We start from the raw sequence: 26611 nt of genomic DNA on the forward strand, positions 1-26611 counted from the left end.
TGTCGGCGGGAACGCGCGCTAGGCCCGATACACCTCGATCCGGTTGCGGCCGCGCTCCTTCGCGACATACAGCGCCTTGTCGGCCCGCGACAGCGCCTGGTACGCGCCGAAGTCGGACGTCCGCATCGCGTCGATGCCGATGCTGACGGTCAGCACGAGCGGCTGATCCTCGTGCACGAGCCGCGAATCGGCCACGCGCTGCTGCACGCGCAGCGCGAGCGCGCACGCCGCGTCGATCCCGGTGTGCGGCAGCACGATCGCGAATTCCTCGCCGCCGATGCGCCCGACGATGCCGTCCGTCCCGATCTCCGCGAGCAGCAGCCGCGCGAAATGCCGGAGCGCGCGATCGCCGAGCGGATGGCCCCAGCGGTCGTTCAGCGCCTTGAAGTGATCGAGGTCGAGCATCAGCACCGCGGCGTCCTGGCCGGTCGCGCGCACGCCGCGCAACGCGGCTTCGCTCTGCCGCATGAACGCGTGGCGGTTCGACAGCTGGGTCAGGTGATCGGTCGTCGCCATCCGGTGCAGTTCGGTCTCGATGTGCTTGCGCTCGGTCGCGTCCGTGATGAAGCCGTGCCAGACCGTGCCGCCGTCCGGCGTGCGTTGCGGGCGCGCGTCGCCTTCGCGCCAGCGCATTCCCTGGTCCGGCAGCAGCACGCGGTATTCGAGCCGCCACGGCGCCAGGCGCTCCGCCGACACCCGCAGCGACTGACGGTAGGCAACCAGGTCGGCAGGATGAATCCGGGTTTCGACCGCATCCGCGTCGCGGGCGATCTGCTCGGGCGTCAGTTCGTAGATGTCGCGTGCGCCCGCGCTCGCGTACGAAAAGAACCGGCGGCCGTCGGCGGTCTGCCGCAGCTGGAACACGAGGCCCGGCACCTGGTCGGTCAAGCTCGTCACGAGCGTGACGGAGTCGCTCAACCGGCCGGCGAGTTCGCGCAGCGCGGTGATGTCCGTGGTCGTGCCGACCATGCGCAGCGCGCGCCCGTGGCGGTCGCGGGCGATGACCTTGCCGCGGCTGCAGATCCATTTGTACGTGCCGTTCTTGCAGCGGATGCGGTGTTCGACCGCATAGCTGTCGGTCCGGCTTTCGAAGTGCGCGAGCATCGCGGCTTTCACGCCGGCGACGTCGTCCGGGTGCAGCCGTTCGTATGCATCCTCGATCCGGCTCGTCAGTTCATCGGGCGCATATCCGAGCAGCGCCTTCCACGCTGCCGAGTAATGGATCTCGCCGGCTTCGACGTTGCGATCCCACACGCCGGTGCCGCTTTCGTTCAGCGCCAGCGTGGTCAGCGCGCTGTGTTCCTCGACGACGCCGAGCCGTTCGCGCAGCGCGGCTTGCGCGTTCGCGCGGCCGATCGCGCGTTCCGCCAGTGTCGCCAGGTCGTGCAGGAAAGCGCGCTGCGCGGCGTCGAGCGTCAGGCCGGTGCTGCCGGCGACGCATAGCGCGCCCAGCGCGGTGCCGTCGGGCGCGAGCAGCTCGCAGGCCGCGACGACGTGCGGCGCGTCATTCGGGAGGTCGCCCGCGGCGGGCGTGATGAAGCGTCGGCCGGCCGCCGGAACGGGCGCGGCACGCGGCGGGAAATGCATGGCAGGAAGCGTGGCGGGCAGCGTGCCGTCGGACGCCGCCACGCGCTGCGCGCCGGCTTCGGCGGACGCGATGAACGCACCGGCCGTGCCGAAATGCGCGCGGGCGAGACGGCACACGGTGTCGAGTTCGGGCAACGGCGCAAGCGCCGGTCGAGCGTCGGCGGGAGCGCGACAGGAGCCGGGCGTGTCGCCGGTCCCGGTGGTGAACATACGGAACCGCATGGTCGAAATCCGCGACGGTCGATTGCGCCGATGATCGGACGAATGCCGGAGGGCGCTGCTTCGGAGGCTGAGATCGTAGAGCTTATCGTCGCGAGGAATGCGTGGCAAGCAAGGGCGAAACGGGTTGGTTGGCGGCGAGTTCGGGGCGTGGAGAAGGGACGTGGAGAAGGGACGTGGAGAAGCAGCGTGGAGAAGGGTCGCGGAGAAGCAGCGTAGAGAGGCCGCGTAGAGAAGCGTTGCAGAGAAGCAGCGCAGAGAAGCAGCGCAGAGAAGCAGCGCAGAGAAGGGCCGCTTCAGGCATCCTGAATGAATGCGCGGGCAAACCGGCAAGCGCCGGCTTCGCAGTCCGATCGTGCGGAAGCCGGCGCCTTTCGGCAGATCAATGCGTGCGCGGGATTGCGCCGCGCGAGATCACGCGACGGGAATCGGGTTGTCGACAACGAAGCGGTTGAACTCGTCGACGAACGCGTGCTCGTTCGGCCCGGCATTGTCGCGCAACGGCTTCGCCGCTTCGACGACGACTTCGGTGGTGGCGGTCTCGAGCAGCGCCAGCGTCTCGGCGACGAACGCGTCGACCGGCATCGCGCGCGGATCGCCGCTCTTGTGCACGAGATCGGTGTCGACCCACGGCGGCGCGATTTCCAGCACGCGCACGCTCGTGTCGCGCAGCATGAAACGCTGCGACAGCGTGTACGAATGGATCGCAGCCTTCGTCGCCGAATACAGCGCGGCCGACGCGAGCGGCACGTACGCGAGCACCGAGCTGTTGTTGATGATCGTCGCGTCCGGCTGCCGCTTCAGGTGTTCGACGAACGCCGCGCTGACGCGCACCGGGCCGAGCAGGTTCGTCTCGACGAGGCGCACGGCCTGTTCGTCGTCGAGCGGCCCGGCCGCATCGTCGAACGGCATGATGCCCGCGTTGTTGATCACGACGTTCAGCGCCGGGTAGCGGTCGATCAACCGCGCCGCGACCGCGCGGATCTGCGCGGCATCGCCGACGTCGAGCTCGATCGTGTCGATGTTCGGATACTGCCGCGCGATCTCGTCGAGCAGCTTCGTGCGCCGGCCGGCGACGACGACCTTGTTGCCCAGGTCGTCGAGCGCGATCGCCAGCGCACGGCCGATCCCGGACGTGCCGCCGGTGATGAGGATGGTGTTGCCGTCGAGTTTCATGACGATGCGCCTCAGCGGGCGGCCGCATAGCGCGGCGCCGGCGAATCGGTCGACAGGTGCGGCGCCATCGTGCGGCGCGCGGCCTCGAACGCATCCCATTCGTCAGCCGCGTGCAGCGACGGAATCGTCACGAGTTCGCGGCGGTCGAAGCCGACCAGCGCCGCGTCGACCAGGTCGGACGCCGGCATCACGATCTCCTTCGGCAGGTGTTCGAGCGGCAGGCCGCCGGTCTGCCAGAAGTCGGTGGCCGTCGCGCCAGGCAGCACGGCCTGCACCTGCACGCCGTGGTCCGCGAGTTCGTGATGCAGCGACTGGCTGAACGCGAGCACGAATGCCTTGCTGCCGCCGTAGACGCCATTGAGCGTTTCCGGCGACAGCGCGACGATCGACGAGATGTTGATCACGGCACCGCGGCCGCGCGCGACGAAGCCGGGCACGGCTGCATAGGTCAGGCGCGTGAGCGCGGTCACGTTCAGGTCGAGCAGCCGCGTCATCGCGTCGACGTCGCTGTCGAGCAGCGGCGTGTGCGTGCCGACGCCCGCGTTGTTGACGAGCAGCGTGATGCTCGCGTCCTGCTTCAGCTTCGCTTCGACGGCGGCGAGCGCCGCGCGGTCGTTGAGGTCGGCGCCGACGATCTCGACGCTGCGCTGCGTGTCGTTCGTGATGCGCTCGGCGAGCGCGGCCAGCCGGTCGCGGTTGCGCGCGACCAGGATCAGGTCGTAGCCGCGGCGCGCGAGGCGGTCCGCATAGATCGCGCCGATGCCGGACGATGCGCCGGTGATGACGGCGGTACCGCGATGTGCTTCAGTCATGATGTCGCTCCGTGTCGAGGAAAGGGTGAGTGCGTGAAGGCATTCTGGCCTCGAATCGCGGCGACACAAATGACGTAGATGGGTATGATTCAGGACATCGGGTGCCGATCGTGCCGCCCGCCACCGGAGACACGCATGCACCGCATCGGCTTTCTGATCAGCGACGGCTTCCAGATCATGGCGCTCGCCACGCAGTCGGTGTTCGAGTACGCGAACCTGGCCGCGGGCGAACCGTTCTACGTGATGGACAACTATTCCGTCGAGGGTGGCGACGTGCGCTCGTCGCTCGGGTTGTCGGTCGCGACGCGCGCGCTCAGCGGCCGGGTCGACGTCGATACGTGGATCGTCGCGGGCGTCAACGATCCGCTCGCATCGCCGGCGCCGGCCGGCGTCGTCGCGTTCCTGCGGCGCGCGAACGCGCGCGCGCGGCGGGTCGCCGGCATCTGCACGGGCGCGTTCGTGCTCGCCGAGGCCGGGCTGCTCGCGCAGCGCCGCGCGACGACGCACTGGGCGTACGGCCGCGAGATGCAGAAGCACTTTCCGGACATTCGTGTCGAGGAGGACCGGATCTACATCGTCGACGGCCCGATCTGGACGTCGGCCGGGATGACGGCCGGCCTCGACCTGACGCTCGCGATGGTGGAGAAGGATCTCGGCGCGGACGCCGCGCGCTCGGTCGCGCGCAAGCTCGTGATGCACCAGCGCCGCTCGGGCGGGCAGTCGCAGCATTCGGAAATGCTGGAGCTCGCGCCGAAATCGGACCGGATCCAGAACGCGCTCAACTATGCGCGGCAGAACCTCGGCCGCGCGCTGACCGTCGAGGAACTGGCCGACGCCGTCCACCTGAGTCCGCGCCAGTTCAGCCGCGTGTTCACGCTGGAAACCGGGCAGTCGCCGGCGAAGGCGATCGAGCGGCTGCGGCTCGAGGCCGCGCGGCTGATGATCGAGCAGAGCCGGCACTCGCTCGACGTGATCGCGAAGGAGAACGGTTTTCGCGACCGGCGTCACCTGCGCGACGCGTTCGTGCGCGGTTTCGGCGTGCCGCCGCAGGCGGTGCGACGCGACGCGCGGGTGGACGAGCGCGAATCGGCCTGACGTTCGCGGGCGCGAGCCGCCAGCGCGCGTCCGGGAAATCGCGCAGAATCTCCCGCATTCCTCGCGAGGAGACACCATGCACGCCGCCCCGTTCAACATTGCGATTCCCGATCGCGCGCTCGACGACCTGCGTCGGCGCCTGCGCGACATGCGCGCACCGCTGCTGACGCCCGCCGACCCGTGGCAGCAGGGTGTGGATGGCGCGTGGCTGCGCGAACTGGTTGCGTACTGGGCCGAGCGCTTCGACTGGCGTGCGGCGGAGCGCGCGTTGAACGGGCTGCCGCAGTTTGTCGCGGACGCATGCGGGCAACGCGTGCATTTCATCCATCGGCGCGGGGCGGGGCCGAAGCCGTATCCGCTCGTCATCACGCACGGCTGGCCGGGCTCCGTATTCGAGTTCGACGCGCTGATCGATCGCCTGTGCGATCCGGCCGCATTCGGCGGCGATCCGCACGACGCGTTCGACGTCGTCGCGCCGTCGCTTCCGGGCTTCGCGTTCTCGCCCGCGCCCGCGGCGCCCGGCATGTCGGCATTTCAGGTCGCCGACAGTTGGGCGGCGTTGATGTCCGGGCTCGGATATCGCCGCTTCGGCGCGCAAGGCGGCGATCTCGGCGCAGGCGTGTCGATTGCGCTCGGCGCGCGACATCCCGACGTGGTGGACGGCATTCATCTGAACTACCTGCCCGGCAGCTACGAGCCTCCGGCCGACGCGGCTTCGCCGCTCACCGAGGACGAACGGGCCTTCGTGACGCAGCGCGGAGAGTGGGCCGCGCTGGAGGGCGGATACGCGCATGTGCACATGACGAAGCCGCAGACGCTGGCTGTCGCGCTCAACGACTCGCCGGCCGGGCTGGCCGCGTGGATCGCCGAGAAATTCCGCGCGTGGAGCGATTGCGACGGCGACGTCGCGCGGCGGTTTTCGCACGACACGCTGCTGACCGGCATCTCGCTCTACTGGTTTACCGGAAGCATCGGTTCGGCAATGCAGATGTATTGGGAAAACCGGCTGCAGCCGATGCGCTTCGCGGCCGGGGAACGCGTGGCGGTGCCCGTCGCGTTCGCGCGCTTTCCGAAGGAAATCAGCCGCCCGCCGCGCAGCTGGCTCGAACGGGTGTTCGACGTCGTGCAGTGGGCCGACATGCCGAGCGGCGGGCATTTTGCCGCGATGGAAGAACCGGACCTGCTGGCCAGCGATATTCGCCGATTTTTCCGGCGCTTTCGGTAAGGCACCGGGAGGCGGCGTCGCTGGCGAAGTGCGCCGGCGGCCATCCGCGCGCTGGCGAGCGCCGGCACCGTGCGGATCGTGACGCGACGCTCTCGCCTGTCTTATCGCATGACTTATCGCGTAACAAACGGCGCCGCGTCATGCGGCGCCGTACGCGCATGCTTGCGCTGGCGCAGCAGCGCGACGCGGCAATTCTCGCGCGCGGTCTCGCGGCCGTCGTCGTCGAGCAGCACCAGGTCGCCGCGCATCACGTTGAGCGTGATTACGTCGTCGCCGGGCGCGCCGAGCGTTTCCGGCGTGTGCACCGACCCCGCCGGTTCGAGCACCGTCGAGCCGGCCTGCGCGACCCATTCGTACTCGCGGTAGCGCCACGCACCCTGCAGCGTATGGACGAACACCTCGCCGTCGTGGCGATGGCGCGGCAGCGTGCCGCCGGCCGGCATCTTCAGCAGCGCGGTCAGCGTGTCTTCCGCCGCATTGATATGCAGATACTTGATCGCGAGCCCCGGCAGGTCGGCGCTCATCGGCAGCCACGGCAGCGCGTCGCCGGGCAGGCACGAAATCGGCGGCAGGTCGGTGGAGAGCGGGGCGGACGGCTGCGTCATGGCGGAGGGAGAGCGGAAACGGGGAAGTGCGCATTATCGCAGAGCGCGAGCGGGCGGCAGCCACGGCCGCGGCCGGACGCCAGCGCGGGCGAAGCCCGAATCGGGCTACGCGTCGGCGCTGTCGTCGCCCGGTCGCGGCGCCGAATGCGCGGCCTCGAGGCAAGACTGGAACAGCAGCGCCGCCCGCGACGGCCGCGGCGAGCGCCGCAGCAGGCTCACGAACCGGCACCGGTAGTTGAAGCGGTGCGGCGCGATCGGCTGCATCAGCCCCTTGTTTTCGAAGCTCTCCGCGTAATGGTCCGGCAGGAAGCCGAGATAGCGGCCGGACAGGATCAGCGTCGCGATCGATTCCTGGTCCGACGCCGTCGCGCTGCGCGTGAGCTTCGCGCGATGGCTCAGTTCCATGTTCGGCGAATGGAAGCCGAGCCCGGCGAACGCATGGTTGCGGATCGTCGTCCACGTGAGCTTGCCGTGCGGCGCGTCGAACAGCGGGTGCTGGCGGCCGCAGTACAGCAGCATCCGCTCGTCGAACAGTTCCGAATACACGAGGCTGCCTGAGCTGCGGTGCGCGGGGATGATCCCGACCTGATAGCTGCCGTCGATGATCCCGCGCTCGACCTCGTTGATCGACGCGACATGCAGGTTCAGCGCGACGTCGGGCGCCTCGTCCGCGAACTGGCGGATCGCGTCGCCGAGCCGCGCCTGCGGGTTGGTGGCGGTCTTGTCGAACACGGCGACGTGCAGTTCTCCGCCCATTTTGTCGTGAATGCCGTCGATCCTGCTGCGAAATGCCTCCATCGACGCGAGCAGGCGCAGGGTTTCCTCGTAGACGGTCTGCCCCTCGGCGGTCAGCGTGAAGCCGGCGCGGCCGCGTCGGCACAGCACGAGGCCGAGGCGCGTTTCCAGATCCTTCACGTGCCGGCTGATCGTCGAGATGCCGATATTCAGCTCGAGTTCGGCCGCCGCCATCCCGCCGCACTGCACGACGCCCTTGAAGACCCGCAGCAGCCGCAGATCCATGTCGCTGAGCTGCCCGAGCAGCGCGCGGCTCTTCGGTTTCTTTGCTTGCATAGATGAGCAAGTGAACATTGATATTGCGATATTGAAGAGACTAATTGTCGTCCCGACAATGCGCAACATCAACACAAGAAGGAGGGGCGCGCCGCGCCGACCGACATGACCGATACGACCATCGCCAAGCAGCAGGAAGAGACGAACCTCCGCACCGACGCCGCGTGGCTCGACGCCCACTGGATGCCGTTTACGGCGAACCGCCAGTTCAAGTCCGATCCGCGCATGATCGTGTCGGCGAAGGACGCGTATTACACGGATGGCGAAGGCCGCAAGATCTTCGACGGTTTGTCGGGCCTGTGGTGCACGGGCCTCGGTCACGGCCGCACGGAAATCACGGAAGCCGTGAGCCGCCAGGTCGCGCAGCTCGACTACGCGCCGGCGTTCCAGTTCGGTCATCCGAAGTCGTTCGAGCTCGCGAACAAGATCAAGGACCTGACGCCGGCCGGCCTCGACTACGTGTTCTTCACCGGCTCGGGCTCGGAAGCGGCCGACACGTCGCTGAAAATGGCCCGCGCGTACTGGCGCGCCAAGGGCAAGGGCACGAAGACGCGCCTGATCGGCCGCGAGAAGGGCTATCACGGCGTGAACTTCGGCGGCATCTCGGTCGGCGGGATCGGCGCGAACCGCAAACTGTTCGGCCAGGGGATCGACGCCGATTTCCTGCCGCACACGCAGCTCGCGGAAAACCGGTTCTCGCGCGGGATGCCGGAAAACGGCGCCGACCTGGCCGACCGCCTGCTCGACCTGATCACGCTGCACGACGCGTCGAACATCGCGGCCGTGATCGTCGAGCCGTTCTCCGGCTCGGCGGGCGTGGTGATCCCGCCGAAGGGCTATCTGAAGCGCCTGCGCGACATCTGTACCGCGCACGACATCCTGCTGATCTTCGACGAAGTCATCACGGGTTTCGGCCGTGCCGGCGCGATGACGGGCGCCGACGCGTTCGGCGTGGTGCCGGACATCATGAACTTCGCGAAACAGGTGACGAACGGCGTGCAGCCGCTCGGCGGCGTGATCGCGACGAAGGAAATCTACGACACGTTCATGGCCGCGGGCGGCCCCGAGTACATGCTCGAGTTCCCGCACGGCTACACGTATTCGGCGCACCCGGTCGCGTGCGCGGCCGGCGTCGCGGCGCTCGACCTGCTCGTGAAGGAAGACGCGGTGGCCCGCGTGCGCGATCTCGCGCCGCATTTCGAGGCGGCCGTGCACGGCCTGAAGGGCCAGCGCCATATCACGGACATCCGCAACTACGGGCTGGCGGCCGGCCTGACGATCGCGGCGCTGCCGGGCGAGCCGGCACGGCGCCCGTACGAGATCGCGATGCGCTGCTGGGCGAAGGGCTTCTACGTGCGCTACGGCGGCGACACGATCCAGCTCGCGCCGCCGTTCATCGCCGAGAAGCGCGAGATCGACAACCTCGTGAACGCGCTGTCCGACGCGCTGAACGAAGTGGACTAAGCCGCGGCCCTTTTCCCGCGACAACCGAATTCACGAAAGAGCCTCAACGATGAAACACGACAGCAATGTGACCTCCACCCTCGGCCACCTGATCGACGGCAAGCGCGTCGACGGCGGCAGCCGCGTCCAGCCGGTGTTCGACCCGGCCACCGGCGAATCGCACAAGAGCGTTGCGCTCGCCGACAAGCTGACCGTCGAAGCCGCGATCGCGTCCGCGCAGGCCGCGTTCCCGGCGTGGCGCAATACGCCGCCGCTGAAGCGCGCGCGCGTGATGAGCCGCTTCAAGACGCTGCTCGAGGAGCATGCGGACGAACTGTGCGCGCTGATTACCGCCGAGCACGGCAAGGTGCTCGCCGACGCGATGGGCGAACTGCAGCGCGGGATCGAGAACGTCGAATACGCGTCCTACGTGCCCGAGCTGCTGAAGGGCGAGCACAGCAAGAACGTCGGCCCCGCGATCGATTCGTGGAGCGAATTCCAGGCGCTCGGCGTGGCCGCCGGCATCACGCCGTTCAACTTCCCGGTGATGGTGCCGCTGTGGATGTGGCCGATGGCCGTCGCGTGCGGCAACACGTTCGTGCTGAAGCCGTCCGAGCGCACGCCGTCGTCGACGCTGCGCATGGCCGAGCTCGCGCTCGAGGCCGGCCTGCCGCCGGGCGTGCTGAACGTCGTGAACGGCGACAAGGAAGCCGTCGACACGCTCCTGACCGACCCGCGCGTGAAGGCGGTGAGCTTCGTCGGCTCGACGCCGATCGCCGAATACATCTACTCGACCGGCTGCGCGCACGGCAAGCGCGTGCAGGCGCTCGGCGGCGCGAAGAACTTCGCGGTCGTGATGCCCGACGCCGACATCGGCAACGCGGTGAACGCGCTGATGGGCGCCGCGTACGGCTCGTGCGGCGAGCGCTGCATGGCGATTCCGCTGGTCGTCGCGATCGGCGAGGAAACGGGTGACAAGGTGGTCGAAGGCCTGCAGGCCGAGATCGCGAAGATGAAGGTCGGCCCGGGCAACGGGGCCGGCGTCGACATGGGGCCGCTCGTCACGCAGCAGCATTTCGAGAAGGTGACGGGTTTCGTCGAGGCGGGCGTGGCGGCCGGCGCGACGCTCGTCGTCGACGGCCGCAGCGTGAAGGTCGACGGCCACGACGGCGGCTACTACCTCGGCCCGTGCCTGTTCGACAACGTGAAGCCCGGCATGCCGATCTATCAGCACGAGATCTTCGGGCCGGTGCTCGGCGTGATCCGCCTGAAGTCGCTCGACGAGGCGATGGCGCTGATCGACGCGCACGAATACGGCAACGGCACGTGCCTGTTCACGCGTGACGGCGAAGCGGCGCGCTACTTCAGCGACAACATCCAGATCGGCATGGTGGGCATCAACGTGCCGCTGCCGGTGCCGGTCGCGTACCACTCGTTCGGCGGCTGGAAGCGCTCGCTGTTCGGTGATCTCCACGCGTACGGCCCGGATGCGGTGCGGTTCTATACGAAGCGCAAGACGATCACGCAGCGCTGGCCGTCGGCCGGCGTGCGCGAAGGGACGGTGTTCAGCTTCCCGTCGAACCGCTGACGCGCTGACGCGTGATCGGGCCGCAACGCGACGCGCGCCGCTCGGCGTGTGTCGCCACGCGGCCGGCGCAAGGACGCACGAGCCCGCCCCGGTCGACGATCGGGGCGGGCCTTTTTACATGTGCGGCGGTCGTGCCGACGCTGAAGACGGGGAAAGAACGCTTACGGCGCGACCACGTGCCACATGTTCTTGAAGTTGTCGCCGTTGCGGTCGCCCTGTTTCATGTCCTTCGCGAAGAAGTACAGCGGCTTGCCCTTGTAGGCCCATTGCGGGCTGCCGTCGTCGCGCTTGACGATCGTATAGGGGCCGACCGGAACGTCGGTCGCGCTGGCCTTGTACGGCGGCCAGAAGGACTCGCATTGGCCCTTGCATGCGCTGGTGCCGGCGTTGGGCTTGTCCTGGTCGAAGGTGTAGACGGTCATTCCGTTCGCGGCGACGAGCGCGCCGTTTTCGACCTTGGTGATCGAGCCTTGAGCCGAGGCCGAAACGGACGCCATGGCGAGCAGGGCGGAGCTGACGAGCAGCACGGCTTTCATGATTACCTCCTTGTAGTCCGGTGGGCGGCGCGCTCGCGCGCACGGCCGGGCGTGCGCGCGAGCGCGGGGAATGGTGCCGGAACGCGGCGCCGTGGCCGCCGGTGCGAGCGACGCGAAGTCGAATGACGGCGGAACGGACCCGCTTCATTCACCATAGGCGGTTTTTCGCGGGGCTGCGAGAAGAACCGGGGGCGCATCGGCGGCGCGTAGGCGTCGCGCAACGTCGCGGCGGTCGTGCGCGTGCAGCGGTATTCGACATCCGTCCCCGCAGCGGCGCGAACTGGCGCCGCAGGTGCTGCCGTGCATCAACGCCGCGCGCGATGGGGCGGTGCGACGCCCCGCGATCACGCGCGCCGTCGGCGAGCATCGACTCGGACAACGGCTCGCCGGGCAGCGCGACGGCGATGCCTGTGCGATCGCGGCGCACGATATCGACTCCGCGACGGGCGGATTCAGGTCGGTCCGGTGGCTGTTGAATCGCGATTGCCGATCTCGTTGCATTCGGCAACGGTGCCACGCCGTCAGCGAAACACCGGCGCCGACGCGAGCGCCGTCAGCACGGCCGGCATCGCGAGCGCGGCGGCGATCGTCTGGAACGCGGTGATGCCGGCCATCAGCGGCGCGTCGCCGCCGAGCTGGCGCGCCATGATGTACGACGAGGACGAAGTCGGCAGCGCCTGGAACAGCAGCGCGATGGTCAGCGCGGCATCGCCGAGCCCGAACAGGCGGCCGGCTGCGAGCGTGGCGAGCGGCATCGCCATGAACTTGAACGCCGACGCGATGCACATTGGCTGCATCCATCCGCGCGCCGCGTCGAACTTCAGTGCCGCGCCCACGCACAGCAGGCCGAGCGGCATCGATGCGGCGCCGAGCGCGCGCACGGCCGGTTCGACGGCGGCCGGAAACGCGAGGCCGGCGGCCTGCATCGCGATCCCCAGCGCGCACCCGACGACGAGCGGATTCGACAGGATCTGGCGCACGAGCGCCCACGCGCCGAGCCGCGTGTCGCCGTAGCGCGCGAACACCAGCACGCACATCACGTTCACGGTCGGCACGATCGCCGCGACGCACACGGCCGCGAGCGCGATGCCGTGCGCGCCGAACAGTCCGGCGGCGAGGGCGGTGCCGACATAGTTGTTGAAGCGCACCGCGCCCTGGAACACCGACGTGAACCCGGCGCCGTCGACCTGCACGAACCGGCGGACCAGCAGAAGCAGCGCCGCGACGAGCACGGTCGAGCCGACCAGCGCCGCCGCGAGCGGCAAGACGGGCAGCGCTTGCAGCCGCGCAGTCGCGAGACCGTGCGCGAACAGCGCGGGCAGCAGCACGTAATAGCAAAGCCGCTCGGCGTGCGGCCAGAACGCATCGGCGATGAAGCCCGTGCGCCGCAGGCCGTGGCCGAGCGCGACCAGCAGCGCGACCGGCGCGAGCGCGAGCACGATCGGGCCGATCATCGACGCGCCTTCAGGCGACGCGGGCCGAACGGCCGGCGGGCGGCGCGGCGGAACGAAGCGGGAATCCATCCGGCGGGCAACATGGCGGCACGCAATCGAAAGAGTGACGATGCCGCCAAGTTAACACGCGCAAGCAGCAGGAATAATGGTGAATTATCGGGTGTTCAATGAGAAATTCTCATCGATGATGCGCTGACTTCGGCGGCCAGCGCACGTGCGAAACGCTCGGTCGGACGCGACTGGTGTTCGAGCAGCACGACCGCGCGGCCCATCTGCGGCTGGCCGAACGGCAAGCGCGTGACGGGCGGCAGCCGCGCGAGCGTCGCGTCGGGGAGCGCGACGATCGCCGCGCCGAGCCCGCGCGCCACCATCCGCGCGATCGTCTCCGCGCTGTCGAGCACCATCTCCTCGCGCACGCGCACGCCGATGCGGCGCAGCTCGGCGGCGATCATCCGGCCGGCCCACGCCTGCGCGTCGAAGCGGATGAACGGCAGCGCCTCGAGCAGCGTGCCCGCGTCGCGCTCCGCGTAGTGCGGCGGCGCGAGCAGCCAGAAGCGGTCTTCGTACAGCGTGGTCCACGTCAGTTCCGCCGGATGCGGGCGCACCGGGCGCGTCGTGATCGCCGCGTCGAGTTCGCCGGCCGCGACGCGGTTCGCCAGTTCGGCCGACATGCCGGCCGATACGTGCACGCGCAACGACGGGTGCGCATCGCGCAGCGCGAGCAGCGCATCGGGCAGCGGGCCGGACAGCGCGGTATGGATCGCGCCGATCCGCAGGCGGCCGACGAGCTTCTTCTCGTCGCTGAGCGCATCGGGAATCCGGTCGACCATCGCGAGCACCTGCTCGGCCTGCGCGACGAGGATCTTGCCGGCTTCGGTGAGTACCGGCTGGCGGCGCGAGCGGTCGAACAGCCGGACGTCGTATTCGCTTTCGAGCGTCTTGACCTGCAGGCTCACGGCGGACTGCGTGAGCCCGATCGCTTCGCCGGCGCGCGCGAAGGTGCGGTAGCGGGCGATCGCGACCAGGGTTCTGAATGCGCGTAGTGACATGGGCTCGGTGAGAGGGGCGGCCGGGACCGGCACGCGGATTGCTCGATGATGCCGGAGGCGGTGCAGGGGCGACGTGCCGATTGCGCCGCCGACGCCGCCGACGGCTGCCGAAGCGGACGGGTGCGGCCGGCACGCTGCCGGACATCATGCCCGCGCGTGCGGAAACGGGCAACCGCGGCAGCGGCGGCATCGGCTGCCCGCGGCTGAATGCGGCAGAACGCGCGGTGCGTCGCGTGCGGACCGGCCGGTGCGGGTTTTCGCGAATGGCATCGCGCCGGGCCGGCGCGCTCATCTGTGAACGCAGGATGGGCCGCGCTCGCGCGTGCCGCCCGCCCGCGTTTCATCGATACCTCGGGGCGACGCGTGCCGTCGCGTCGCCCCGACTCTTTGCGGAGGTAACGACGATGCCAGAGGACCCCGGTGAGGTTGCGCGCGCCAGCTATCGCGCGTATGTCGACAAGGACCGCGATGCGATCGAAGCGCTGATCGCGCCGGACTTCCATTTCACGAGCCCGCTCGACAACCGGCTCGATCGCGACGCGTATCTCGCGCGCTGCTGGCCGAACAGCGCGATGCTCGCCGGTTTCGAGTTCGTCGACGTCGCCGTGCACGGCGAATACGTGTTCGTCGTGTACGAAGCCGCGACGACCGCCGGCAGGCGGTTCCGGAATGCGGAGCGGTTGCGGGTCCGCGACGGCCGGATCGTCGAGGCCGAGGTGTATTTCGGCTGGTACGTGCCGCATCAGGCGCCCGATGGCGGGTTCATCGAATCGGGCGGTTGACGCGCGACGTGCAGCGGCAGGTCACACCCAGAGCCGGTACATCCAGAACGATTCGTCCTCGGCGAAGCGCCGCACGAACTCGGTTGGCGAGAAGCCCGTGATGCGCCGCGTCGCGCGGCTCAGGTGCGCCTGATCGGCGAACCCTTCGTCCAGCGCGAGCGCGGCCCAGTCGACCGGTTGTCCGGCGTCCTGCCGGTCGCGCGCGGCGAAGAACACGCCTTCGGTGCGCACCAGCATTTGCCAGTCGCGCAACGAGCGCCCGCTGTACGCCTTGATGCGCCGTTCCACCTGGCGCGGGCTGTGGGTGTGCCGCCATTCGCGCGCGATCGACGCGAGACGCCCGACCCAGCTGCGCCCGGCATCGCGCAGCGACCACAGCGGCGACACGCTGCCGCGCAGCGCATGCCAGCGCGGCGCGAGGTGTCGGTCGAGCGCGGCCAGCGCGTCGTCGTCGTGCTCGGCACCGGCGAGCGCATCGAGCAGCGGCCGCCAGCTGTCGTCGAGGCATGCATGTGCGTCGACGAAGGTGTCGTGGATCGTCGGCAGCGCGACGCCGAACAGCGCGCGCGCAGCATCGGCATGCAGGCAGACGATGCCGCCTTGTCCGCCCGTCGGCGCCCAGCTCGCGACCGGCATCGACTGGCTGCCCGACAGCGTCGCCGATGCACCGAACGGCCGCCATACGGGGCCGTCGCCCGTGGGCCGGACGAGCCCGACGTCGAAGCCGCGATACCACGACAGGCAGACGATCGGCGACGCGGGGAAATGCGTGAGCCGCTGCGCGTCGCTCAACGCGAAGCCGCGCGTGTCGCGGCAGACGATCGCGACGACCGCGCCTCGCAGCGCGGCCGGTGGCGGATACAGCCGCGTGGGCGGCGATCGGCCGTCGCACCGCACGCGCGGCGCACGCGCGTACGGATCGGGACACGGCGACGGATTCGGAGACGGACCGGAGGGCATGACGCCGGAGTATAGGGACCGGCGCCGCACGTGTCGATGTCGTTTGCGTTCAAGACCGGCAGCGTGTCGATCCGGACAATCCGGAGCATGAACCCACGATCCTCTTCCCGATGCCCGTTTCATGCGGACGCCGCTGATGCGTCGCCCGTGTTTCACCCGCCCGGCGTATGGCCGCCGGGGCCGCGTGCCGGCCTGACGGGGTGGCCGCTGCTGCGCGCGATGTCGCGCGACCTGACCGGCGCGCTCGCAGGCTGGCAGCGTGCGCATGGCGACGTCGTGCACCTGCGCATGTGGCCCGAACATGCGGTGGTCGTGACCGATCCCGCCCTCGTGCGCGAGCTGCTGGTCACGCATCACGATGCGTTCGTGCGCTGGGAGCGCGGCATTCGCGTGTTCTCGCGGGTTCACGGGCACAGCGTGCTGGTCGCCGAGGGCGACGCATGGCGCGACAAGCGGCACGCGCTGCAGGCGAACTTCGCGCCGAAACCGGTGCAGGCGTTCGTGCCGTCGATCGCCGCGACAGCCGGTCGTGCGCTCGCGCAGTGGCCCGCGTGCGACGCACACTGGCCGGTCGAGAGCGCGCTGACGTCGCTGGCGATGGACGTGATCATGCGCACGATGTTCTCGGATTCGATCGGCGCACACGCGCGCGTTGCCGAAGAGGCCGTGCGCACGGTGGGCGCGGCGGCGAACGCGGAGTTCTACCAGCCGGCCAGCGCGCCGGACTGGATGCCGTGGAAGCGCGGCAAGGCGCGGGCGCTGGCGGTGCTGAACGGACTGATCGACCGGCAACTGCATGCGCGTCTCGACATGCCGGAGCACGGCTGGCCGGACGACCTGCTGTCGCGCCTGTTGCGGCTGCACCGTGCCGACGGGCACGCATGGCCGCTGCGGGCCGTGCACGACGAGTGCATGACGGCATTCCTGGCCGGCCACGAGACGGCCGCAGCCACGCTGACCTGGTGGGTGTGGAACATGGCCGCGAATCCGGCCGCGCAGGCCGCCGCGCGCGACGAGGTCGTGCGCGTGCTGGGCGGCCGTGCGCCGACCGCCGACACGCGCCCCGCGTTGCGCTACCTGACGCAGACGCTCGAGGAAACGATGCGCCTGTATCCGGCGGCACCGATCCTGATCAGCCGTCGCGCAGTGCGGCCGGTCGCGCTGGGCGCATGGCGGTTTCCCGCGCGGACGCTGTTCATGCTGCCGATTCAGCTGATGCATCACGATGCACGATGGTTTCCGGAACCGCGGGCCTTCCGGCCCGAGCGCTTCGCCGACGACGCACCGGCGATTCCGCGCGGCGCATACATGCCGTTCGGCACGGGGCCGCGCGTGTGCCTCGGGCAGCATCTGGCGATGACGGAGATGACGGTGGTGGCGGCGATGATCCTGCAGCGCCATGAATTGTCCGTGCCGCCCGGCATGGCGGCGCCGCGCGCGGCGCTGAACGTGACGTTGCGGCCCGAGCGCGCCCTGCACGTGGCGATCGCGCCGACCGGGCTGGCGGCGGACGTCGCATTGTCGTAACGCGGCGGCGTGTCGCGTTTACCCCACCGCATCCTCCCCAAGCGCCTGGATGAACCGCGAAAACAGCTCCGGCTGCGACGAGATCCCGAGCTTCGCGTAAAGATGCCGCCGATGCACCTTCACCGTTTCCGGTGAAATCGCCAGCCGCTCGGCGATCGCCTTCGACGAATTGCCGCGCAGCACCATTCTCGCGATCGACATCTCGCGATCGGTCAGCACGCCCGCGCCGAAGCGCGCGAGCGCTTGCTCGACGCGCGCGCCGAGATCGTCGTCGGGCGTCGCGCGCGCGGCGTCGCCCACCAGCCGCCAGTGCTGCCGGATCGTCGCGAGCACCCACGGCATCGCGGCCGTCAGCTTGCCGAGCGGTTCGACGTCGAAGCGCGCGGCCGCGCCGAGCGACAGCGACAGCAGCAGGTCGGGGTTCGGCCGCAGCAGGATCTGGATTTCATCGTCGCCGACCGCATCGCGGAAGTAGCTCAGGAAATACTCGCTCTGCCGGAACAGGTCGGGGGCGACTTCCTCGAGCCGGTAGCAGCCGTCGGCGAGCCCGTCGTGCGCGGCCTGCAGGAACGGATCGAGCAGATATAACCCGTTGAGGTAAAGCGGCACCGGCGACGCACTGTCGGTGCCGCCCGTGTCGTATTCGTCGAGGACGAGCGGCACGCCGTCGCGGCCGATCGCGGTCGCGAGCGCGTTGTCGAACGGCACCATTTCGTTGAGCAGCAGCACCAGGAAACGCCAGAAGCGCGGCTGGCCGAGATGATCGATCGCGCGGCCGAGCGCCTGGTGCATCGCGATTTCGGAGAAGAGTCGATCCATATCACCACCGAAGGGTGTAACACGAAGGGGGAATAGCGGTCCTGAAATTGGCTTCCTAGACTGCCACGCAATCAATCGGGCCCGAGTATGGGTGTTCAAAAAAGCGCAGGACAGAAGCAACAGGAGAACGAAATGGCGATGATGTCGGAATCGACGGGCACGCTGCAAGCGACGCCTGCCACGGAAGGCGCGCCGCGCGCGTTGTCGCAGACGCTCAGCGTGCGCGACGCGGTGATGATCACCGTGTCGGGCGTGACGCCCGCCAGCTCGATCTTCGTGATCGCGCCGTTCGCGATCCAGCAGGCCGGCAGCGGCGCGGTGCTGTCGTTCCTGCTCGGCGGCGTGCTCGCACTCGCGTTCGCGCTCTGCTACGCGGAGCTCAGCGCCGCGCACCGCAGCGCGGGCGGCGAATACGTGATGGCCAAACGCGTGTTCGGCACGCTGCCCGGCTATCTGACCTTCATCACGGTGCTGTCCGTCAGCGTGTTCATTCCCGCGGTGCTCGCGAGCGGTGCCGCGCCCTACCTGAACAACGCGCTCGGCACGCACTTCAGCAACCAGTCGGTCGCATTGACGATCGTGTTGCTCAGCTACGTGCTCGGCATGCTGAACATCAAGACGAACGCATGGATCACCGGCGCGTTTCTCGTCGTCGAGATCGGCGTGCTGATGCTGATTGCGGGGCTCGGCTTCGGCTCGCCGCATCGCGGCGCGGACGCACTGGTCGCGCCGGTCGTCGCGAGCGGCAATGCGCTGGTGCCGGCCACGCTCGCGGCGATCGTGCCCGCGATCGGCACGGCGATCTTCTGCTACAACGGCTTCGGCTCCGCCGCCTATCTCGCGGAAGACCTGCGCGGCGGCAACCGCAACGTCGCGAAGGCGGTGATCTACTCGCTGCTGGTGATTCTCGTCGTCGAACTGATTCCGCTCACCGCGATCGTGCTCGGCGCGCCGTCGCTGACGGAACTGACGAAGAGCGCCGACCCGATCGGCTATGTCGTGCGCTCGCTGAGCAACCCGGCGGTGTCGCGCGCGGTCAGCGGCGGGATCTTCCTGTCGGTATTCAACGCGATCATCGCGATCGTGATCACGATGGGGCGCCTGCTGTACAGCAGCGGCCGCCATGCGCTCTGGTCGCGCACCTGCAACCGCGCGTTCTCGACGATCCATCCGCGCTTCGAATCGCCGTGGCTCGCGACGCTCGCGCTCGCCGTGCCGTCGTCGGGGCTGGTGTTCGTGTCGAGCCTCGACGAGCTGACCGCGTTCACGGTCGACCTGCTGCTGCTGATCTACCTGGTCGTCGGGCTGGCCGCGCTCGCGAGCCGGCTCGTGCGTCGCGACGTCGAGCATCATTACCGGATGCCGCTGTGGCCCGTGACGCCGCTCGTCGCGGTCGCGGGTGCCGCATACACGCTCTACACGACGCTCGCGACGGCGACGAAGCCGACCGACCTGATCATCATCGGCGCTCTGCTGGTGGCCGCGCTCGCGATGTATGCGGTCTGGGCGCGCCACAGCGATGCGTTCCGCTCGCTCTGAACCACTCGCACACCGAACCATTGAAAGACTGGAGGAATTGCATCATGCGCACGAGGGATCTCGGCATCCGCATCGGACTCGGCACGCCGGGCCGCTTCAACGCGATCACGGACGTACCGGGCGTGCGGGTCGGACATTGCACGCTGAACGTCGAGAACGGCGATGCATCGATCCGCACCGGCGTGACCGTGATCGAGCCGCGCGCGGGCGCCGCGCACGATTCGCCGTGCTTCGCGGGCGTCCATGTGCTGAACGGCAACGGCGACGCGACCGGGCTCGAATGGATCCGCGAAGCCGGCCTGCTGACGACGCCGATCGCTTATACGAACACGCACAGCGTCGGCGCGGTGCGCGATGCGCTGGTCGCGAACGAACGCGAGGCGGCGGCCGGGCGCGTGTACTGGTGCATGCCGGTCGTGATGGAAACCTACGACGGCCTGCTCAACGACATCTGGGGGCAGCACGTGCGTGCCGAGCACGTGCTGCGCGCGCTGGCCGCCGCGCAGTCGGGGCCGGTCGCCGAAGGCGGCGTGGGCGGCGGCACCGGGATGATCTGCCACGAGTTCAAGGGCGGCATCGGCACCGCGTCGCGGGTGGTGGCGGCCGACGCGGGCGGCTGGACCGTCGGCGCGCTCGTGCAGGCGAACTACGGCGTGCGCGAGATGCTGCGCGTGGCCGGTTATCCGGTCGGCGACGTGCTGCGGCACGTGCCGTCGCCGTTTCGCGCGCCCGACGGGCAAGGCGAGGCCGGGATGGGTTCGATCGTCGTCACGATCGCGACCGACGCGCCGCTGCTGCCGCATCAATGCACGCGCCTCGCGCAGCGCGCGAGCGTCGGGCTGGCACGCGTCGGCGGCGGCACCGAGGATTCGAGCGGCGACATTTTCCTTGCGTTCGCAACGGGGAACGACGGTCTGCCCGCCGCGAACTACGGCAGCAAGGGCGCGCCGACGACGGCCGTGAAGATGGTGAACAACGACCACATCTCCGCACTGTTCGTCGCCGCGGCGGAAGCGGTGGAGGAAGCGATCGTGAATGCGCTGGTCGCCGGGAGCGACGTCGAGTCGCGCGGCGCGCGGGTCGAAGGGCTGGGGCAGGCGCGCTTGCTGGATGCGTTGCGCGAAGTGGGGTGGCGGCCGGAGCGCGGCGCCTGAAACGGCATGCGCCGCTTCAATCGAAGCGGCGTGGCGGGCAGGGTCGTTGCGGCGATCGTCCGGCTCGTCGTGCACGCGCGCAGGCGATACGTGCGATACGTGCGATGTGCGCGCGGCGAGCCCGGCCGTGACGACGCGGCGTCATGCTCAGCTGCCGAAGTAGACGTTGCAGAAGCTGACGGGGCCGACGCATGCGTTCGGGTCTTCCTGCTTCGATTGCGCACGATCGACGCGGCCCGAGGCCTGGACGGCTTCGGCGCGGTTCGCCGGTTGTTGCGCGACGTCGGCCGGCGCGCTCTGCGCGTGCGCGACGGCGGCGGTGAGCGACAGGGCAACGAGGGCGAGGTGCAGCGGCTTCATTTCGGTTTCTCCTGGGTCAGTGCCAGTCTCGCTGGCAGTGAGGAAACTATAGGCTCGCCCTGCCTGGAAATTAATCACCGCGGGTGCAGAGCTTATTTCCAATCGGAACAAGGGTGACGTTGCGTATGCATCGATCTCCCGCCGACCCTCGTCGGCGCTCAATGACGATGACGGTTGAACGGCGCATCCTTGTCCAGCAGCGCGCTGCGAATGAAGTGCAGGCAGCCGACGATGCGCTGCATGCGGTGGCGTTCATCGGGCACCGCGTACCATGCGTGCAGCGTGTGCTGTGCGGCGCGAATCGCCAGGTTCACCGACTTGAGCGTGCGCGCATGATGGCCGGGCGTCGGATCGTCGAAGAAGCGCGGCAGCTCGTGCAGCACCGCGTCGACCGAGGCGGTCCAGCGCAGCGTCTGCGGCGGTTTCGATTCGCTGAATCCGTGCAGCTCGTCGCGCAGGTCGATCACCGCATGGCCGACTTCGAGCGTCGAGAGCATCCAGCGCAGCGCGTCGCGATGCTGTCGCGTGCGCTTGACGAGCAGCGTGCGCAGCTGCGCCATGAGGTCGTGCGTGCTCGACTGGAAGCGCGCGGCGAGCCCGTCGCGCGCGCCTTCGCACGCGAACGTGACCTGGCGGCGCAGGTCGTGCGCGATCCGCGACGTGAGCCACGGCATGTGGGTCGGAAACACCACGGCGAACACGATCGAGCACGCGAGCATCGCGACGACGACGGCGAAGCCGTTGTTGATCAGCACCTCGGGCGTATACGCGATCGCGTTGTCGGGGCCCGCGAGCAGGCAGAAGAACACCGCGAAGCCGATCCCGTAGCCCGACAGGCCCGGGCGCATCGCGAGAAACGCGCCGAGGCCGAGCACCGGCGCGAGTGCCGCACACAGCAGCGGAAAACCGTCGATGTTCGGATAGACGTAACAGAGGAACACATAGCCGACGGCCGTCGCGAACGCCGCGCCGACGCCCATCTGCGCGACGAACTTCGGTGCGCGCGGCGACGTGGAGCTCAGCGCGCACGCGATCGCGGTGGCGATCACGGCGAGCGAGCCGCTCGGCCATTCGGACGCGAGCCAGAACGCGCTCATCGCGCCGACGGCGACGAGCGTGCGCAGGAACGCGAAGCCGACGAAGAACGAATTGGTCTTCACCGCGTAGTGCGTGACCGAGCGTTCGAACGCGTGATCGTCGCGATCGAGCGACGCGTTGGTGTCGGCGTAGCCGAGATACTCGCCGATGAAGCGATACATCAGCTCGATCGCGGTATCGAAGTCGAGCAGGCCGCCGGCCGCGTGATCCTCGATCGCACGACGCGACGCGCGCGCGGCCTTCGGCAACGCGGCGTGAAAGCGGCGCAGTTCGAGCAGTGCGCCGGTGGTCGACGCGATGCCGCGCTGCCGCTCGTCGCGCAATGCGGTGATCCGCTGCGCGAGCGCATCGATGTGCGGCGCGAGTGCGTCGAGCACCGCGTCCGACCGGTTTGCGCGCAGGCGTTTGACGAGCTGGTGCAGCGCATGCAGGCGCGTGCATGCATTCATGAACTCGCTGTTGAGCCGCGCGAGCCGGCGGCTGCGCGCGCGAATGTGCGGATCCTCGAACGACGCGAACGCGCGGTTGGCCTCGAACCCGACGATCTCGTCGACGAAATCGGCGAAGCGCCGCTCGAAGTCGCCGCGCGCGAGGTCGCCCGACAGCGCGCCGGCCGCGAACGCCGCGAACTTCACATGACGCGCGCTCAACGAGCGCATCAGCGCTTTCGCGGAACTGAGCGGCAGGATCAGCGCACTGACCGCGCCGGAGCATGCGATGCCGAGCGCGACTTCCGCGGCGCGCGTGAGCGCGGACTGGAACAGCGTCTGCGGCGTCATCACCGCGGGCAGGCCGATCAGCGCGGCGGTGTAGCCGGCGAGCACGAACCCGTACCAGCGGAAATGGCGGTTGCGCACCGCGAGCGCGATGCAGCCGCCGACCCACAGTGTGATGCCGGCCATGTACAGCTCAGGCTGCTGCGCGAACAGCCCGCCGAGCGCGAGCGCGGCGACGAGGCCGGCCGCCGTGCCGAGCATGCGGTAGAAGCTCTTCGCGAACACCATCCCCGACAGCGGCTGCATCAGCACGAACACGGTCGTCATCGCCGTGCGCGGCTGCGACATCTCGAGGCGCATCGCGATCCCCATCGCGAGCAGCGCGGCGAGCACGGTCTTGGCGAGGTGCAGCCAGATCAGCCCGTCGGTCGCGGCCCAGTCGCGCGCGGCGCCGCCGAGCGGATCGAGCCAGGTTCTCCATCGGGCCGGTTCGATGGCAGGTCGCTCGATCGCAGGTTGTGGCTTCATGAAAAAAAGCGGGGCGCGTGCGGTGCCGCGGCGCGTCCGGACGGGTCCGTTCGACTGGTGAGGCGCCGATTGTAGGAGTGCGGCGCTTGGGCATTAACGCAGCTACGGGGAAACGATAGTTGCAGGCCGCGTAACAATCTGTCGCACCCGCTGGAGGAAAATGGCGGCTCCGCTACAGGTGGCTCACAGGAATGGATACCCTACAAAACATGCGGGTGTTTACGCGCGTCGTCGAGACGGGCAGTTTCACCGCGGCCGCGCAATCGCTGAATTCGACGACCGGCGCGATGTCGCGCGCGGTGTCGGAACTCGAGGCGCGCCTGCGCACCCGTCTGATGAATCGCTCGACGCGCCGCCTCGCGCTGACGTCGGCCGGCGAAAGCTATCTGCGGCGCTGCCGCCAGATTCTTGCCGACGTCGATCGCGCCGAGGAGGAGGCGAGTTGCGCGCACGAACGGCCGGCCGGCGTGCTACGCATGCACAGCTTCGCGAGCGTCGGCCATCACTATGTGATGCCCGCGCTCACGCGCTACCACACGCAATATCCGGACGTGTCGATCGAGCTGTCGCTGTCGCAGCGCATGCCCGACCTGTTCGACGGCACGAGCGACATGGCGGTCGTGACCGCATCGTCGCTGCCCGATTCGGAGCTCGTGTCGCACCTGCTCGGCTCGACCTTCAGCATCCTGTGCGCGTCGCCCGAGTACGTGAAGCGCCACGGCGCGCCGGCCCGCCCGCAGGATCTCGGCGCGCACGCGTGCCTGACACTTTGCACGCCGGCGTTCCCGACCCACGAATGGGTGCTCGAAGGCGCCGACGGCATCGAGCAGATCCATGTCACCGGGCCGGTGCAGACCAATACGGCCGAGTCGCTCGCGCTCGCGATCCGCGACGGTATCGGGATCGGCATGCTGCCGCTGTATGCGGCGATCGACGCGCTGCAGGACGGTACGCTCGTGCGCGTGCTGCCCGGGCACATCCTGCAGAAGATGAACGTGTATGCGCTGTATCCGTCGCGCCGCTTCATCGACGCGAAGGTGCGCACCTGGGTCGAGATGCTGCGTGCGCAGGTGCCGGGGATGATTGCTCGCGACGTCGAGATGCTGAACGCGATCGACCGCGAGCCGCAGGCTGCCTGATCAGGCAGCCCGAGCGCGAATCCAAGACGAGATGGCCGCGTGCCGGACGGCACGCTGTCCTGCCGCATCCATCGTGACGAACCGGTTCGCGCGATTTCCGCCGCGCCCGCGGGACGCATGTCACGCGGGTGCGGCGTTGCTGCGTGTCTTCACAGCGCGGGCTTTGCCGCCACGCCCGATTCCGTTGCGCCCGCACCGGCCGGGCCATATGCGCGTTGCGCGGCCTTGTGCTCGGCGAGCCGTTTTGCTGCCAGGCGTTCCTGCGCGGCCATGATGTCGTCCGGATAGTTGCCGGCGTCGCCGAGCGACGGGTTGTAGCCGACCGATTCGAGGTCGTAGAGCTCCTGCAGCACCTGGGCGCGCGTGACGGGCGCCTTGGCGGACTGAGCGAACGACAGGGCCGGTGCGGCAAGCAGGACGGCAGCGGCGGCGGTAACGACGAGCGATTTCACGATGTTCTCCAGTAGACGGGGTGTGAGGCCGGTCCGGTGATCGACGCGCGATCCGAACCGTCGATGCCAGTCTATGCAGCACACGCGCGCACAAAAACCCCGATTCCGGGCAGGCAGCTTTCCAGATGGAACAACATTGGTGCAGGTCGCCCACAGCGCGCGAACCCGTCCGCCAGGACAGGGTCCCGGCGGACGGGCGACGGGCGCTTACGCGGCGCGGAACTCAGAACCGCGTGCGCATGCCGATCGTGCCGACGATCTGGTTCGCGGTGCTCGAGGCGCCGCCCGACGTGTTGATGAAGGCCTGGTAGCCGCGGCCCGACGCGTGCTGGTACATCGCTTCCGCGTACAGGTCGGTGCGGCGCGACAGCTTGTACACGGCCTGCAGGTCGACCTGGTGCCACTTCGGATCGGTGCCGTGCTTGCTGTCCGGGTTCGACACGCTGGCGTCCGTGTACACGTAGGCCGCGCCGAGGCTGACGGCCGGCGTCACCGCATAGCGCACGTTCACGTCGTAGTTGTTGAACGCGACCTGGCCGGTGGAACCGAACGAGCCCGAGTTGTCGTACTGCGAGCGCGTATAGACGAAGCCGACCGTCGCCGGACCGAACACGTAGCTGACACCGCCGCCGTACGAGCGCATGCGGTCCGCGCCCACCGACCAGCCGCCCTGGCTCACGCTCTTCGCTTCGGCCACGTCGGTCGCGCCCGGGCTCGCGCTCGTCGAGCCCTTCGTGCCGTTCATCTGCAGGTACGCGCCGGCCAGCTTCAGCGGGCCATTCGTGTAGCTTGCCGCGACGCTGTACGCGCGGTTGCCGGCGAAGTTCGTGGAGTTCGAGAAACCGTACAGCGCGCCGACCTTGAAGCCCGCGATCGTGTCGCTCGTGTACTTCACCGCGTTGTTGATGCGCACCGAGTGGTTCAGGTTGTCGTTGTCGAACGGATGCGCGAAGCCGGTATCGCCGAAGTCGCCGGCCGTCGCGGACAGCGGCGCGACGAAGTCGACCATCGTGTCGTACTGCCGGCCGAGCGTCAGCGTGCCGTAGCCGCTGCTGGTTAGGCCGACATACGCGTGGCGGCCGAACAGCTTGCCGTCCTGCCCGAGCGCACCGTTGTTCACGTTGAAGCCGTTCTCCAGGACGAACAGCGCCTTCAGGCCGCCGCCGAGATCTTCCGTGCCGCGCAGGCCGAAGCGGCTGCCGTTGACCGTGCCGGAGGTCATGCGCCACAGCGATGCGCCGCCGGCGTTGTTGGTGTACGCGATGCCGGCATCGATCAGGCCGTACAGCGTGACCGAGCTCTGGGCGTGCGCGAGCGGGGCGAAGAGTGCGGCGGCCGATGCGGCGGCAATCAGGGTTTTGTTCGTTTTGTGCATGTAACAGCTCCTGCGTGTGGGACGGGTGACCAAAGTTCGGCGCAAGTGTAGGGGCGGGGTCGCGCGATTCCGGCCGCAGGCGCGCGAGTACACCGTTGCGAGTTGCGCAAGAGTGCGTCACACGGCGTTCACAAATCGGTCCGGAGGCCGGACGGCGTGCGTTTTCGCCGATGGCGCGACGCGAGCGGTCGGGCGGCCGCGCATGCCGTGTCGCGCATTGACAACACGCGCGTCGCCGGTGCGGGAGTTGATCGCCGCGCCGTGCGCGTGGAGAATGGGCAGACCATTGCCGAGATCCGGAG

General features: G+C 69.0%; 23 protein-coding genes. 9 read left to right on the forward strand and 14 right to left on the reverse strand.

The genetic code is table 11. From position 1 onward, the window contains the following. Positions 1-18: 18 nt before the first annotated feature. The 3 genes from U4012_RS01050 to U4012_RS01060 form a co-directional block, all read right to left on the reverse strand. A complete protein-coding gene (locus U4012_RS01050; protein ID WP_321795405.1) occupies positions 19-1809 on the reverse strand; it encodes a diguanylate cyclase in 1791 nt (596 codons plus the stop codon). Positions 1810-2220: 411 nt separating this feature from the next. Beyond that, positions 2221-2982: an SDR family oxidoreductase gene (locus U4012_RS01055; protein ID WP_321795407.1), complete on the reverse strand. Its 762-nt coding sequence runs from the start codon at positions 2980-2982 to the stop codon at positions 2221-2223. Between the two features lie 11 nt (positions 2983-2993). Next, a complete protein-coding gene (locus U4012_RS01060) occupies positions 2994-3794 on the reverse strand; it encodes an SDR family NAD(P)-dependent oxidoreductase (RefSeq protein WP_044843034.1) in 801 nt (266 codons plus the stop codon). A 135-nt stretch (positions 3795-3929) separates the two neighbouring features. Between U4012_RS01060 and U4012_RS01065 the strand changes: the two genes are divergently transcribed. Together U4012_RS01065 and U4012_RS01070 are read left to right on the forward strand one after the other, a co-directional pair. After that, the gene (locus U4012_RS01065) at positions 3930-4889 is read left to right on the forward strand and encodes a GlxA family transcriptional regulator (protein ID WP_124920554.1); all 960 of its coding nucleotides are present in this window, start codon (positions 3930-3932) and stop codon (positions 4887-4889) included. Between the two features lie 76 nt (positions 4890-4965). Then, the gene (locus U4012_RS01070) at positions 4966-6114 is read left to right on the forward strand and encodes an epoxide hydrolase (RefSeq protein WP_321795412.1); all 1149 of its coding nucleotides are present in this window, start codon (positions 4966-4968) and stop codon (positions 6112-6114) included. Between the two features lie 113 nt (positions 6115-6227). Here U4012_RS01070 and U4012_RS01075 read toward each other — a convergent pair whose 3' ends face one another. Continuing rightward, the gene (locus tag U4012_RS01075; RefSeq protein ID WP_044843036.1) at positions 6228-6719 is read right to left on the reverse strand and encodes a 2,4'-dihydroxyacetophenone dioxygenase family protein; all 492 of its coding nucleotides are present in this window, start codon (positions 6717-6719) and stop codon (positions 6228-6230) included. Positions 6720-6824: 105 nt separating this feature from the next. After that, positions 6825-7790 (reverse strand): LysR family transcriptional regulator, encoded by a 966-nt coding sequence (locus U4012_RS01080; protein WP_321795415.1) that lies wholly within the window; start codon positions 7788-7790, stop codon positions 6825-6827. A 105-nt stretch (positions 7791-7895) separates the two neighbouring features. Between U4012_RS01080 and U4012_RS01085 the strand changes: the two genes are divergently transcribed. After that, positions 7896-9254 carry an aspartate aminotransferase family protein gene (locus tag U4012_RS01085; protein WP_044843038.1) on the forward strand — a complete coding sequence of 453 codons (1359 nt, stop codon included), beginning with the start codon at positions 7896-7898 and terminating at the stop codon, positions 9252-9254. A 49-nt stretch (positions 9255-9303) separates the two neighbouring features. Beyond that, entirely contained in the window at positions 9304-10821 is a 1518-nt protein-coding gene (locus U4012_RS01090; protein WP_321795418.1) for a CoA-acylating methylmalonate-semialdehyde dehydrogenase, read from the forward strand. Between the two features lie 161 nt (positions 10822-10982). Here U4012_RS01090 and U4012_RS01095 read toward each other — a convergent pair whose 3' ends face one another. From U4012_RS01095 to U4012_RS01105, 3 genes are all read right to left on the reverse strand, one after another. Next, positions 10983-11357, reverse strand: coding sequence for a hypothetical protein (locus U4012_RS01095; RefSeq protein ID WP_044843040.1), 375 nt, complete (start codon positions 11355-11357; stop codon positions 10983-10985). Positions 11358-11878: 521 nt separating this feature from the next. Further along, positions 11879-12811 (reverse strand): AEC family transporter, encoded by a 933-nt coding sequence (locus U4012_RS01100; protein WP_321795420.1) that lies wholly within the window; start codon positions 12809-12811, stop codon positions 11879-11881. A gap of 164 nt (positions 12812-12975) precedes the next feature. Further along, positions 12976-13860 (reverse strand): LysR substrate-binding domain-containing protein, encoded by an 885-nt coding sequence (locus tag U4012_RS01105; protein WP_321795422.1) that lies wholly within the window; start codon positions 13858-13860, stop codon positions 12976-12978. Positions 13861-14264: 404 nt separating this feature from the next. Here U4012_RS01105 and U4012_RS01110 point away from each other — a divergent pair, with 404 nt between their 5' ends. Beyond that, positions 14265-14642 carry a nuclear transport factor 2 family protein gene (locus tag U4012_RS01110; RefSeq protein ID WP_044843042.1) on the forward strand — a complete coding sequence of 126 codons (378 nt, stop codon included), beginning with the start codon at positions 14265-14267 and terminating at the stop codon, positions 14640-14642. A gap of 21 nt (positions 14643-14663) precedes the next feature. On the opposite strand, the gene U4012_RS01115 is transcribed toward U4012_RS01110, so the two are convergent. Beyond that, positions 14664-15602, reverse strand: coding sequence for a helix-turn-helix domain-containing protein (locus tag U4012_RS01115; protein ID WP_321795426.1), 939 nt, complete (start codon positions 15600-15602; stop codon positions 14664-14666). An 87-nt stretch (positions 15603-15689) separates the two neighbouring features. On the opposite strand from U4012_RS01115, the gene U4012_RS01120 reads away from it, so the two are divergent. Further along, positions 15690-17129, forward strand: a complete 1440-nt coding sequence (locus tag U4012_RS01120; RefSeq protein WP_321795428.1) for a cytochrome P450 — start codon at positions 15690-15692, stop codon at positions 17127-17129. 18 nt (positions 17130-17147) lie between these two features. On the opposite strand, the gene U4012_RS01125 is transcribed toward U4012_RS01120, so the two are convergent. Beyond that, entirely contained in the window at positions 17148-17948 is an 801-nt protein-coding gene (locus tag U4012_RS01125) for a helix-turn-helix transcriptional regulator (protein ID WP_321795430.1), read from the reverse strand. A 132-nt stretch (positions 17949-18080) separates the two neighbouring features. On the opposite strand from U4012_RS01125, the gene U4012_RS01130 reads away from it, so the two are divergent. Further along, the gene (locus U4012_RS01130; protein WP_044843045.1) at positions 18081-19487 is read left to right on the forward strand and encodes an APC family permease; all 1407 of its coding nucleotides are present in this window, start codon (positions 18081-18083) and stop codon (positions 19485-19487) included. 44 nt (positions 19488-19531) lie between these two features. Then, positions 19532-20641: a P1 family peptidase gene (locus U4012_RS01135; RefSeq protein ID WP_321795433.1), complete on the forward strand. Its 1110-nt coding sequence runs from the start codon at positions 19532-19534 to the stop codon at positions 20639-20641. Between the two features lie 147 nt (positions 20642-20788). Here U4012_RS01135 and U4012_RS01140 read toward each other — a convergent pair whose 3' ends face one another. Together U4012_RS01140 and U4012_RS01145 are read right to left on the reverse strand one after the other, a co-directional pair. Further along, complete coding sequence (locus tag U4012_RS01140) at positions 20789-21001, reverse strand: hypothetical protein (protein ID WP_044843047.1); 213 nt, start codon at positions 20999-21001, stop codon at positions 20789-20791. Between the two features lie 158 nt (positions 21002-21159). Beyond that, positions 21160-23343: an FUSC family protein gene (locus U4012_RS01145; RefSeq protein WP_321795436.1), complete on the reverse strand. Its 2184-nt coding sequence runs from the start codon at positions 23341-23343 to the stop codon at positions 21160-21162. Positions 23344-23534: 191 nt separating this feature from the next. Here U4012_RS01145 and U4012_RS01150 point away from each other — a divergent pair, with 191 nt between their 5' ends. Next, a complete protein-coding gene (locus tag U4012_RS01150) occupies positions 23535-24482 on the forward strand; it encodes a LysR family transcriptional regulator (RefSeq protein ID WP_124484886.1) in 948 nt (315 codons plus the stop codon). Between the two features lie 149 nt (positions 24483-24631). On the opposite strand, the gene U4012_RS01155 is transcribed toward U4012_RS01150, so the two are convergent. Together U4012_RS01155 and U4012_RS01160 are read right to left on the reverse strand one after the other, a co-directional pair. After that, complete coding sequence (locus U4012_RS01155) at positions 24632-24934, reverse strand: DUF4148 domain-containing protein (RefSeq protein ID WP_124484885.1); 303 nt, start codon at positions 24932-24934, stop codon at positions 24632-24634. 223 nt (positions 24935-25157) lie between these two features. Then, the gene (locus U4012_RS01160) at positions 25158-26309 is read right to left on the reverse strand and encodes a porin (protein ID WP_044843051.1); all 1152 of its coding nucleotides are present in this window, start codon (positions 26307-26309) and stop codon (positions 25158-25160) included. Between the last annotated feature and the right edge of the window lie 302 nt (positions 26310-26611).

The sequence above is a fragment of the Burkholderia sp. BCC1988 genome (assembly GCF_905339895.1).
Classification (GTDB): domain Bacteria; phylum Pseudomonadota; class Gammaproteobacteria; order Burkholderiales; family Burkholderiaceae; genus Burkholderia.